The organism is Rhizobium sp. 2YAF20, assembly GCF_052114685.1.
Classification (GTDB): domain Bacteria; phylum Pseudomonadota; class Alphaproteobacteria; order Rhizobiales; family Rhizobiaceae; genus Rhizobium.
Genome location: NZ_JBFRFF010000007.1, coordinates 165,853 through 178,257, shown reverse-complemented (window position 1 = coordinate 178,257; position 12,405 = coordinate 165,853). Strand labels below are relative to the sequence as shown.

Sequence of the window (12,405 nt, the reverse complement as noted above, 5' to 3'; positions counted from 1 at the left end):
GTGTCCTTGTCCGCGCGCGGAATACTCCGCTTCGGCGGCGGGAGAGGATGGACCTGAGTGCGCTTCCTGATCCACTTCCAAAGTAGGTTCGCATTGACCCCATGTTCGAGCGCAAGTCTCGATACCGATGCGCCACGCTCAAGACAGGCCGTGACGAGATGCGAGCTACACCACTCCTCTGGACACGATCCAAAATCCGGAAATCACCCAGGGTAGAGCTTCGGCCGTGCAATTCAAACGCATCGAAGGTAGCTGCAATCTCAACCCTTTGGAGCTTTCGATTGAAGGTCGCCAGCGCAGCCGCTGCATTGCATGTTCCCGCTGCGGCGACCGTATCAATTTGAACCATACTCTGCGATCCGGGACTTCGGATAAACGATGCGCATGCGCGCGATGGTCCAGGTTGAAGGTGGTTGAAGGTGGCTGAAGGTCGATTTTTTCATTACATCGGCGAGCCAACTGTCGGCCAATCTTTTTGCGACCATTCTCCCAACTCCCATTTTTGGGCCTCACGACGCTCGGCGAGACTGACGGAGCGCGCGCTCGGGCGAAGCACTGATAAAACTCGGTTGAATGGTTCGTCTTTCACGAACTGAGCCAAGGAAGTACTTTTCGGTTTCAAACCAAACTTTCTGGCAACGAAGAACACGTCGAAATCGGGGCAGGGCCTCCTCGGAAAATTCTTAGTAACCACCGGCGGCGACGAGCGTCCTGTGATTGCTCCGTGATTAAACACCTAGCGCCACCGCGCATGCTGACCAAGTAACACATAGGATAGGAGCCGTATATGTTGAGCGACCGGAACGTCTTTTATCTTCAGACGCATGCAACGGAACAGCGACACTCAGCCCTCTCTTTGCCATACCGTATCCTTAAACCCGACACGGCCATTGTTTGGGTCACCATTTTCCTTTCCGTTGCTTTCCTTGCTTTCCTATTTCAAATCGGACATTTCGCAGAACACGCAACGCAGTTCGGCGTTTGGCTCTTGGGCGATTCGTCTCAGATATGTGGACGCGGCACACCATGGATGTCTCCTTGGGCCACGAAAATTACGGAGGTACTGGGGAGTTATTTTCTTCCGGATGAGGATAGGTCTCGCAGAATGGTCGTTGGCATGGAAATCATGCATCTTTGCGGCAATCTGATTTTCCTTAGCGGACTGATATCGCTTTGGTGCTTTTTCCCAACAAGACCGAACGCGTGGGCAATCGCGTTTGAAACTTTTCACCTCTACGAACACATTATGCTTACCGCATCGGCATATTTCATCGGAAAGCCGATTGGAATGAGCACCCTCTTCGGCGGGAGCTTCGCGTTGGGATGGCCAGAATTTGCGGTGGGCTTTAGAGTATCCTGGCATTTCTTTATGAATGCTCTGCCTATGCCATTCGCGATGCTTGCTGTTTTGCAAATCTATCGAGCGTACCGCGAAAGGAATTCCGCTGAGGCGGAGATCGGAGTACTGGCATCTTAATCTCTTGCGGAAAGAATCTGGGGCGATTTCTCCGTGATTTCATCGTGATTGGTTGATTTTTTATTAAGTTTCGGTTGTATTGTTGGCGACCAATACACGCTCGCATGCATTCATCGAAGTCGCATGGGGATGGCCGATGCTTGATATTAATCTATTCGGATCAACGTCGTTTTCGGTCTCTGGGAAAGTTCTGCGAACTGAGCTGGGGCAAGCGGGTCGCTTACTTGCATGCTATCTATTTCAATACAGCGGCCGTAGTCATCGACGAGAACGATTGATTGATCTCTTTTGGGGTGACCTTGACCCAGATCGAGCGAGATCTGCGTTTAATACGGCAATCTGGCGAATCCGGAAGATGCTGGATCAGGTTCAGCCGGACGGAGGTGCGTGTCTGGCCACATACGGCAATGACGTCCGGTTGGAGAGAGCTCCCTTTTTTGAGGTCGACACAAGAAAATTGGAATGTGTCAATCCGAGAATGCTTTCCTTAATCAAAAGCAATTTGACCGGCTTTTCAGAAGAGGAAGAGCTATGTAGCGCGCTTGATTGCTACACCGGCCCTTTCCTCGAGGGGGACGATGGTGACTGGGTCTTGCAGGAAAGAGAACGACTCCACAATCTGTACATCTTGGGCAACCTCGAATTGATGCGAGCTTTCGCTCGGAAAAGTGATTTCGAGCGGGCCCTCGCCTTTGGCCGACAGATTTTGGTGACAGACCCTTTGCGAGAAAGCGTCCAACGCGACGTCATGCTTCTCCTTGTTTTGACAGGGTGCCCCGCTGATGCGCTTCTCTCCTATCAACGACTTAGATCTCTTCTTAAGAGCGAGCTTGACATTGCGCCAATGCCCGATACCAGCCAGCTGCAACAGGAAATAGCTTCCGGCTGCCTTTACTCCGACATTGAGAGCAGAATTTGTCGACATTTCGGGACATGTTCGGTGCCGGTTTAACAGCGCCGTGATTGCATCGTTAGCGACGCGAAATCCAATCAAGAGAATCGTCAGACTCGTCCGCAAGGATTTCAAGTTCACCCGGTCCTAAACTGGGGTGGAATGGGAGTCGCAGGCGTGAAATCACCCGACAGTCGGCATAACGAGTCGTTCCTTTTACGGTTCTGGTATGAGCGGAGCGACTCCGACGCCGGACATTGGCGGGGCACGGTCAAACGCCTTCACGACGATGACATGGTTACGCCTGTCAGCAGTCCTGAGCACGCTTTTCAAAAGATCATAAACGCGCTGGAAGCTGTCCCTGGCAGGGCTGATCACCAAGCGCGCAATTCTTCAGCTGCCTTCATCCAGTTTGGACGATTGGGCTCGTGGTTTAAAGGGTTTTTTCGATGACGCGTTCCGATCAGAATCAAATTAGTCCGAATCCGATTGTTGGCGAACAATTGGAAAACACTATTTCGGGGCGACTTGCCAAGAATCTCGCTGGATATCTTAATCGCAAGGTGGCTGGAATTGACGCTACACAAGCGTCATTCACGGTCCGCCGATTTACCTCCTCAAATGCACAGGTCCAGCAGAGACTTGAGAACATAGGGCGCCTTTTCCTCAAGGGCTATAACACGGCGCTTCAAACATCAAACATTTCTGAGTTGATGGAAATGATCTCCGATTTCGAGCGGCGATTCCGCGGCTTCGTCATCGAAGGTGCAGCGATGGGCTGCGCCATTGCTGACAGCATGCCTTGGGCAATACTCAGCGGGTCGAGCAATAGATCGGGCGAGTTTCTCGCGAACTGCTCAGAGTACAATCCTTACCTTTCGACCGTGGGAATAGGTTGGGCGCTCGCCAGAATTCCGTGGCGCCGCCGCGCCAGTCTGCGCCAACTTGACCCTTTTCTAAGATCCCTCGCCTTTGATGGGTGGGGGTTCCACGACGTCTATTTTTTCCCCCGGCGAGCGCTTGAGCAGGGCAAAAAGAATTCCATCGTCAATCTTGGCGGCCTCCATGGACTGTGCGCTTGGCACCAGGGTGCGGGAAGAGCTCTGTGGTTCACATCGGGCGGAGATTTCAACGTTGCCGCAGATCTAATCAATACGTTGCCGCAGCAACATCGAGGGGATTTGTTTGCTGGCTTGGGTCTAGCCATGACTTACGCGGCGGGCGCGTCACCTCCGCGATTTAGGGACGTCATTACCAAGGGGGGTGACTATCTAGGTAACATCATGCAAGGCGCCGCATTTGCGTTAGAAGCTCATGATCGAGCTGGGACCTTGCATCCGGAAAATGAGGATATGGCCAACGCCCTAACTTGCCAAGAACCGATCGATATTGTCGCAATGGTTCGCGCGAGAATGCCTCCCGCACCTGCCACTGGTTTCACCGTTGAAGATGGTCAGCGCTCATTCGAACGCTGGCGCAATACTGTTTCGGCGGAATTGATTTTTCGCCACACGGAGGGAAGAAAATGAAGTCCGGTGCCGGTCGTATTGCTGGGGGGCTGACTGCAAGCCTATGCGCATTGACATTGTTTCTGATTGCGCGTGCGGGTTCTCCATCTGAACAAGAATTGGAAAAGATCGCGTCGCCATTTGCGTATGTCGAAAGCGCGCTACCCCCAGCAAGCATTGACGGATTTCGTTCGATCCGCGCCGTCCATCCAGCCTTTGAACACATTGCAGCGTGGATCTCGTCCGTTGGCGCATCGGTGACTTTGGGTGATCTTGACGGTGATGGGCTCCCCAATGACGCCTGTCTCGTCGATCCACGCAATGATACCGTGTCTATTATGCCGGTGCCGGGTACGATCCGTCTCCAAAATAAATCGAACTACGCACCGTTCGTCCTAGTGACTCCAACAGTAGGCTACGACGCTAAATCGATAGCACCGATGGGATGCATACTTGCCGACGTCGATGCAGATGGGCGCATGGACGTCGTCGTCTACTATTGGGGACGAACTCCCATCGTCTTTCTTCGCGTCGGCGCCATGGACGCAAGTGGTTTCACCGTCACCGAAATAACCGCGAACAAAGAAGTTTGGTTTACCAATGCGGCAGTCTTTGCGGATGTCGACGGGGACGGATTCGGCGATTTGGTGTTCGGAAACTACTTTCCTGACAGCTCCGGTGTGCTGGACACGTCAGGATCAAGGCCCGTCCAAATGCAACATTCAATGTCGCGTGCCGAAAATGGTGGACGCAATCGTTTGTTTCTCAATACCGGTGCGCGCTCCGGAAAATTTGAATTTGAAGACCGGTCACCGGAACTCAATACTGCCGTTCCGGCAGAGGGTTGGACCCTAGCAATCGCAGCGGGCGACTTAACAGGCGACAATCTTCCGGAAATCTACTTCGCAAATGACTTCGGTCCAGATCGCCTCCTGTTGAACGTTTCCTTGCCCGGTATTCCGAAATTCGAACTTGTCGAGGGCCGCAGGGGTGTTGCCGACTTGCGTTCCGCTGTCTTGGGGCGTGATAGCTTCAAAGGAATGGGCGTCGATTTCGCCGATGTAAACGGCGACGGCCTTCTAGACATCTATGTCAGCAATATCGCTGAGGAGCACGCTTTATTCGAGAGCCATCTGCTCTTCCTGCAAGATAAATCAGGTTGGGACTCCGGTCATGCGCCATTTGTCAATGCAAGTGGTCGACTAGGTCTGGCGAGAAGTAGTTGGAGTTGGGACTGCAAACTCGCCGACTTCGACAATGATGGTCAGTTGGAGGCACTTCAAGCAACAGGCTTTGTAAAGGGCAACACCGATCGGTGGCCGGAGTTGCAAGAGCTCGCCATGGGCAACGACGAGCTTTTGAAATATCCGAGTTCCTGGCCCCGCTTCGCAAGCGGAGACAGTCTATCGGGGAACCGGCATATGGCCTTTTTTGCTCGTGATGCAAACGGAGTTTACCAAGATATCTCTGTTTTGATTGGTCTAGCAACACCGGCGATAAGCCGCGGCATCTCCATCGCAGATGTCGATGGAGATGGAAAGCTCGATTTTGCCGTTGCCCGCCAGTGGGAAAACTCCAGCTTCTACCTGAACGTATCACGAACAGAAAACAAGTATCTCTCGCTTAACACCCGACTTACCAACTCTAACGGAACGACCCGCGCCGCCATTGGAGCTGTCGCGCGTCTAACGTTACCGGACGGGCGGGTCCTCGTCGGATTTTCCGACGTCAGCAATGGTCATTCGGGGCACCGTTCTTCTGAAATCCATTTTGGGCTTGGGCAGTTGCCAACTGACCAGAATATTGCGGTGGAAATCAGTTGGCGCGCGGCCGGCCGCCGGCAACAACGACAATACCAATTAAAGCCGGGGACACATCAGCTTATTCTTGATCAGCGTGAGAGTGCGGCAGCGACCAACCCCTGGGGGGGCAATCAATGAATATTGTCAATCCGGCAAGCGAGCCTATTCAACAAAGGTCTTTGGGAGAGCGATGGTACGCTGATAAGCGGAATGCCGGACTCTCTCGCTTTGCAGTTGCTATCACCTCGCTAAATATTCTAGGCCACCTCTACCTTGGTTTCGAACAGTCATGGATCACTCCGTTCGTTGCACTGTTGGCCGCTTACTCGACCGAATTCCTCGCCGAAACCGCCGCTGCCGCGAGCGAAGGCCGCAAGGCACGCTACCGCGGCACACCAGGGCAGACCATTGCGTTTTTTCTCTCAGCGCATATCAGTGGTCTTGCAGTCGGAATGCTCCTTTTCGCGGCCGAACAACTCTGGATCATTGCGTTTGCGGCTTCGATGGCGATCGCGTCCAAGTGGCTATTTCGAATCAGCATCAAAGCTGCGGGCGGAGTTTCCTTCAATCGACATTTCCTAAACCCTTCGAACTTCGGCATCACGATAGCTCTCCTGCTGTTTCCCTCCGTTGGCATAGCTCCACCTTATATGTTTTCCGAGAACATTACGGGCATTTGGGATTGGCTGCTGCCTTCGCTGGTCATTACGACGGGCAGTCTGCTTAATACCAAGCTAACGGGACGAATGCCACTCATCGGAGCTTGGGTTGTGGCATTCGCGACGCAGGCGATCATCCGATCGATCGTCAACGCCACCCCGGTTGCCGCAGCCCTGCTTCCAATGACAGGCTTCGCGTTTATTCTGTTCACATTTTACATGATCACCGATCCTGGGACGACGCCCGGCAAGCCGTCGGCGCAGGCGTGCTTTGCAGTCGCAGTCGCATTGGCCTACGCGGCTCTAATGGAGCTTCATATCGTCTTTGGCCTCTTCTATGCGCTTACTATCGTCACCGCCCTACGCGGCGTCACTTTATTTGCGAAGGAACGAAAGACTCGTGTTCGGCAAACAAAGGCTGTGCAATCCCAAGCGGTTCGAATCTCTTCCGCACGCAATCAGGTCTGAAGGCGATGCTCAACGACAGAGATAGAATTATTGTATCCGCCACGGCCTGCCGGTTTGCGGACGCCGCGACATCTGATGCCTTGTGGTCGAATGCTCTGGAAGGAAGACGGTCATTTCGCCCGATCCCCCGAAGGCGCCTTGATATCTCCGCTTATGATGCCAAGGTTGCCGGAGAGGCGGATTCGATCACGCCTATCATGGCAGGCCTGATCACGAATTGGTCGTTTGATTGCCAGCGATTCCGAATCCCTAAACGGACATTTGCTTCCACCGATCTATCGCATTGGTTAGCGCTTGAGCTAGCGAGCGACGTAATGGAGGCAATAGGTGGCGCGCAGGCGCTCCCGAAGGAGCGTACCGCGGTAATCGTTGCCAATACGCTTACAGGCGAATTCAGCCGGGCGACTAGTATGCGCCTGCGACTGCCGTTTTTTGACGCCGTGCTTGCTCAGGCGCTGAGGGAAGCCGAAGTTGACGAGCGCGCATGCCATTCTACGCGGCAGCGCTTTATTCAATTGATGCGGGATCGGCTAGAGCAACCGACAGAAGAAACGCTCGCCGGCAGCCTTGCCAATACTATCGCGGGTCGGATAGCGAACTTTTTCGATTTCCGTGGCGGCGGGTATTCCGTAGACGGAGCCTGTTCGTCTTCCCTGGTTGCCGTCTCAAGCGCTGCAACGCTAATCGAATCTGGGCAGGCGGATTTTGTGGTGGTCTGCGCGGTCGATCTCTCCCTCGATCCTTTCGAGCTGGTTGGGTTCTCGCGAAATGGTGCGCTCGCGCGACGTCGGATGCGTGTGTTCGACCGAAATTCGGACGGCTTTTGGCCGGGAGAAGGCGGGGCCGTAGTCCTACTTGCGCGCGCTGAGACTGCGGCGCGTTACGACATTCCCGTGCGTGCAATCCTATCGGGATGGGGCATGTCAACCGACGGAGCTGGCGGTCTGACTCGGCCCACAGTTGAGGGCCAATTGCTAGCTTGTAAACGGGCCTACGAGAAAGCAGCGCTCGATCCACGAGCCGTCGCCTACATCGAGGCACATGGAACGGGGACCGCGATCGGCGACTCGGTCGAAATTGCCGCTCTTGCACAACTGCGGGAGGACGCCAAAGACCCACTGCCGATAGGGTCGATCAAGGCGAATATTGGCCATACGAAAGCTGCCGCCGGAATGGCCGGGCTCATAAAGGCGATAGCGAGCTTGGAGACGGGTCTTCTTGCGCCGCATGTTGGTTGTGAGACACCGCACCCAAGCTTTCATGAGACAGGCGATAAAGTTTTTCCGATATTAGTGCCGACGCGGATGAATGGTCGATTGCCGATCGTCGGCGTTTCGAGCTTTGGGTTTGGTGGCATCAATGTTCACTTGGTGCTGGAGCCGGCAGCCAGTATATCGGGGGCACACCACAACTGCTTCCCTCCGCGGGCGCGAGACTGCGAGGTTTTTTTATTCAGTGCTGCAGATCGTGAAACCCTACGGCGGGGCTTGGTCGCCTGCGAAGCCGTTGCAGATCATCTTTCATTATCCGAGATGGAGGATCTTGCGGGGAAGTTCGCCCACGAAAAGGACGGTTCGCATCCATGGCGGCTTGGCTTCGCGGCTTGTAGTCCCACAGAGCTTCGCAGAAAAACTCAGCAGGCGATTTCGGCCGTAGACGCCCTGGCAACGGGCTCTGTGAATGGAATCCATTTCTCGATTAACTCGCCGGCCGCAAGGATCGGGTTTATGTTTCCCGGACAAGCGGCTCCAGTACGCCCGATTGCAGGGATATGGGCGAAGCGCTTTCCCGAGCTGATCCTTCGCGAACATCACCTCACTATTCGTGACGGCAACACAGACACCGCGAATGCGCAGTTGGCCATCATACAAACGAGCCTGACAGCCGTCAGGCTGCTCGAGGCGTTGGGCGTGAAGGCCTCTGTTGGCGCTGGACATAGCGTTGGCGAATTGTCCGCCCTAGCGTGGGGCGGCGTGCTTTCCGACCCGGAAGCTATATCTCTCGCGGCAAAACGCGGCCACGCCATGGGACGCCATGGGCAGCTTGGCGGCGGAATGGTCCGGCTTCAGGGAGACCATGATCGAATCGCAGCTATTGCTATTGCTTACGAATGCGACGTTGCCTGCCGTAACGGTGCCGGTGAATTTGTCCTGGCGGGACCAGCGGAATCCATCGCCGCGGTGATTGACCAGGCGCGACAATGTGGTTTCGAGCCCTATAGGCTGAATGTTTCCCACGCCTTCCACAGTCATGCTATGGATCTAGCATCCCAAGTCTTTACGAAATTGCTAAATGATGTACCGCTGCACGAGCCAGCCGGCACAGTCCTATCCTCGGTGTCGGGATCGCGCGTAGGCTCGGCGTCTGAGGCAAGAGTATTGCTCGCGGATCAACTCACCCACCCGGTCCTCTTCGATGCAGTACTCCAATCAATGAAAGAGCATGCCGACTTTGTAGTTGAAGTTGGTCCAAGCGCCGGGCTGTCGCGTCTGGCTTCATCCGTAGGGCTAATGAGCGCCAGCATCGACGCTTTTGGAGAGACGCTGGTTCCCTTTATGGAAACCTTGTCGGCTCTGCATATCAGCAGATGCGATATCAATGCAGACGCCCTGTATCCACGTGACAGCTTGCGGGTCATCGATTTAAATAGCCACCCTACCTTTCTTTCAAACCCCTGTGGTTTTGAGACACAGTCGGTAGCCGAAGCCTACGAAGAGAATATGGTTGTTAGCCTCGCCCCTTCCATTGATCCAGTGGGGCTCGAAAATCTATCTGTGCTTGATGTAGTTCGAGACTGCGTTGCGCGCGAAACAGGTTTGAATCGGAACAGTGTTTCCCCAGATTCAAAGTTCTTGAACGACCTCCATCTGAACTCCTTGACTGTCTCCCGGATCGCTGTCGCGGCAGCACGAGCGTGCGGCTTGGCTGGGCTGTCAAATCCGACGGAATTTGCCAATGCAACGCCTGATATCCTTGCTCTTGCTATTAGAGAAATCATGGAATTTCCGACCGACGTCGCTCGGCAAAGAGTTGAAGGGGCAGGGCGATGGGTGGCCGCGTACTCCATGGTCTTTGAAGCCGTCGAGCCTCCGGTTTCCTATCCAGCCGATATGGATCCGTCGAACCGCAATGAATGCGATTACCATATTCTCCGGATTTCGAGTCCTTTCGACACGGGTGCCGCGGTTGATTTTGTTCGCGCTTTGCAACGAGCGGTTCTCGAGAAGGTCACTCGTATTGCGATCTTGCATGCTGGCGCACCGATTTCCGGCTTTTGCCGCTCTATCGTGGAGGAGCAGTTTTTTGAAACGTTCGTCTTGATGGATGTTGGATCGGCGCCAGCCGACGATCCGAGAATAATGAACGCTCTGCGCCAAGTACCGAGGGGACTTACTGAATTCCGGCTTACCGCGTGTGACCTGGAGATAGCGGTATTCCGTCCGAGTACCCTAACGTCCAGCCACCCCCCCATCCCCTGCAGCGATGAAGTGATCTTAGCAATAGGGTGCGCCAAGGGCATCGGCTTTGATTGTGTCGCCGCCTCAGCCGTCACCGGCCAGGCGATCGTTTTGGTCGGTCGCAGCACGGAGGAGGACAGGGAGGTTCAGGCCACTTTGGAAAACGCTGTTCGATTGGGCCTTCGCTGCCAATACATGCAGGCGGACGTAACTGAAATAAAGGACGTTATTGCGCTCAAGCAGCGCCTGCAACATGCTGGGTTGCTGCCGACTACCCTCTTGTTCGCCCCAGCCATAAACGAGCCAACGCCCTTTCTGGAAATACACTCTGATCGTCTCAATGTGACTCTTGCTCCCAAGGTTTGTGGTCTTCGCCATGTACTGGAATCGTTTGGTGGGGATCTGTCATCTGTAGTCGCTTTCGGATCTATCATCGCTCGCGTCGGCTTGGAGGGCGAGGCACATTACGCACTGGCAAACGCAATGCAGTCTGATCTGCTAGAGAAGTTTGCGGCCGCCACGCCCAATTGCAAGTGCCTTTCCATTGAATGGACCGTGTGGGGCGCCGGAGGGATGGGCGAGAGACTAGGCACGATCGAGCGACTACAAGCTCGCGGTGTCGATCCGATTTCAACTTCGGATGCAAGGCGTGTCTTCTGCTATATGCTTGAACACGGCGTTTCCGGCACGATCTGCGTGACGAGTCGATTTGGCGCGCCGTCTAGGTCGCTTATCGGCAGCAGCGATATTCCCTTCTTGAGGTTCGTTGACGATCTTTTAGTGGACTACCCCGGCGTTGAGATCGTGAGCGAAACGAAAGTTTCACATGGAAGTGATCCCTATCTGGCTGACCATGTTATCGATGGAAGACCGGTTTTTCCGGGAGTTATGGCATTGGAGGCCATGGGGCAGGTAACGAGTTGCCTTACAGGCTCCGGGCGGCTGACAAACGCCTCGAGCGTCATGTTTATGAGAGCGATCTCAGTGCCGTTCGGCTCGTCAACACTGATGCGAATCGCAGCATGCCGGCAATGGTCGGGAGACGTAAGAGCGGCGATATTCGCCGACGATGACGGGTTCTCGGTGCCATTTGCCACAGCCATCTTTCAGAGCGATCTGGAATTATACGCGCCCGCTCCGCCGACGGTGGAGGCAGTTCCACCCGCCGTTGGAGACTGCTACGGGCCGCTATTTTTCGGGGCAGGTCGCTTCCAGCGTATTGCCTCGCTCAATACGCTTTCGTCTCGGCTGGTCACTGGTTCCCTGCGAAATGACAAGGAAGACTCTTGGTTTGGTTCGTTCCACCATCAAGCACTAGCCTTTTGGGATCCAGGCAGCGCTGATGCCTTGCTCCATGCACTTCAGGCCACGGTTCCAACACAACGCGTCGTACCAACGGGGATTGGGGGTCTGTACGTGTTGTCGAGCATGCCGGTTGCAAGCTTGGTGGCGCGTGAGAACTGGGCTCATGGGAACGAGTTCTGTTTCGATATTTGGGGTTTGGGAGCGTCCGGCGAGGTAGTCGTGCATTTTGGTGACGCCCGGTTTCATGCCATAGCGCCGCACGAATGGCGCACAGCGGTTGATAGTCAGCCAGCGTTGCTTGGTCCGGTTATAGAAAGAATTGCGCGAAATCAAAAAGTGGGTGGGGCCCTATCGGCCTCTTTGCTCTACGATCCCAACATGGACCGGAACCAACGTAGGAAACGTGTTCTGGAAAGACTCGGGATTGACTATGAAATCGGTCACGGCGGAGATGGCCGCCCCCTTCTCCAGTTGGGAGACGGTCATGTTGGACTAGCACACTGCCAACACATGACCGTGGCCATTCGCAGTACTGTGCCGGTAGCATGCGACGTTGAGGCATTCCACCACTTTGAAGGAGATGGCACCGCCGAAAAAGCTCTCCGATGGACCACAAATGAGGTGGCGCGCAAGCTGGACCAGGGCCTCGCGATAGAGGGCAGTCCCATCGACGGCCAGTTTCGACCGAAATGCGGCTCTGGCGAATCGGCCTTCCAATTGAGGTTTTCGATCCACGGCGAGCAATACTGGCTCGCGGTGGGTGTCACCGCTTCTAGGGAAACGGATCGTATCACCACCAATAGATAGTCAACTATGCAACCACAGTAAAATAAGGG

The 12,405-nt window shown here is 54.7% G+C and carries 6 protein-coding genes and 1 pseudogene; 6 read left to right on the top strand and 1 reads right to left on the bottom strand.

Going from position 1 to position 12,405, the window contains the following annotated elements:
- Positions 1-23: 23 nt before the first annotated feature.
- Positions 24-158: pseudogene (locus AB4Z52_RS12615) on the bottom strand (transposase); the annotation flags it as partial.
- 629 nt (positions 159-787) lie between these two features.
- Between AB4Z52_RS12615 and AB4Z52_RS12610 the strand changes: the two are divergent.
- The 6 genes from AB4Z52_RS12610 to AB4Z52_RS12585 all read left to right on the top strand — a co-directional run bounded on the left by AB4Z52_RS12610 (position 788) and on the right by AB4Z52_RS12585 (position 12,376).
- Positions 788-1,477, top strand: a complete 690-nt coding sequence (locus AB4Z52_RS12610) for a DUF6008 family protein (RefSeq protein WP_442218257.1) — start codon at positions 788-790, stop codon at positions 1,475-1,477.
- A gap of 136 nt (positions 1,478-1,613) precedes the next feature.
- Complete coding sequence (locus tag AB4Z52_RS12605) at positions 1,614-2,429, top strand: AfsR/SARP family transcriptional regulator (RefSeq protein ID WP_442218256.1); 816 nt, start codon at positions 1,614-1,616, stop codon at positions 2,427-2,429.
- 389 nt (positions 2,430-2,818) lie between these two features.
- Positions 2,819-3,898, top strand: a complete 1,080-nt coding sequence (locus tag AB4Z52_RS12600; RefSeq protein ID WP_442218255.1) for a DUF1702 family protein — start codon at positions 2,819-2,821, stop codon at positions 3,896-3,898.
- A complete protein-coding gene (locus AB4Z52_RS12595; RefSeq protein ID WP_442218254.1) occupies positions 3,895-5,817 on the top strand; it encodes a CRTAC1 family protein in 1,923 nt (640 codons plus the stop codon). Before AB4Z52_RS12600 ends, AB4Z52_RS12595 begins: the two co-directional genes overlap by 4 nt.
- Entirely contained in the window at positions 5,814-6,806 is a 993-nt protein-coding gene (locus tag AB4Z52_RS12590; RefSeq protein WP_442218253.1) for a hypothetical protein, read from the top strand. Before AB4Z52_RS12595 ends, AB4Z52_RS12590 begins: the two co-directional genes overlap by 4 nt.
- Before the next feature lie 5 nt (positions 6,807-6,811).
- The gene (locus AB4Z52_RS12585; RefSeq protein ID WP_442218252.1) at positions 6,812-12,376 is read left to right on the top strand and encodes an SDR family NAD(P)-dependent oxidoreductase; all 5,565 of its coding nucleotides are present in this window, start codon (positions 6,812-6,814) and stop codon (positions 12,374-12,376) included.
- Positions 12,377-12,405: the final 29 nt, after the last annotated feature.

Coding starts and splice junctions, on each gene's coding strand:
- AB4Z52_RS12610 (WP_442218257.1), top strand. CDS start 788: ATGTTGAGCGACCGGAACGTCTTTTATCTTCAGACGCATGCAACGGAA.
- AB4Z52_RS12605 (WP_442218256.1), top strand. CDS start 1,614: ATGCTTGATATTAATCTATTCGGATCAACGTCGTTTTCGGTCTCTGGG.
- AB4Z52_RS12600 (WP_442218255.1), top strand. CDS start 2,819: ATGACGCGTTCCGATCAGAATCAAATTAGTCCGAATCCGATTGTTGGC.
- AB4Z52_RS12595 (WP_442218254.1), top strand. CDS start 3,895: ATGAAGTCCGGTGCCGGTCGTATTGCTGGGGGGCTGACTGCAAGCCTA.
- AB4Z52_RS12590 (WP_442218253.1), top strand. CDS start 5,814: ATGAATATTGTCAATCCGGCAAGCGAGCCTATTCAACAAAGGTCTTTG.
- AB4Z52_RS12585 (WP_442218252.1), top strand. CDS start 6,812: ATGCTCAACGACAGAGATAGAATTATTGTATCCGCCACGGCCTGCCGG.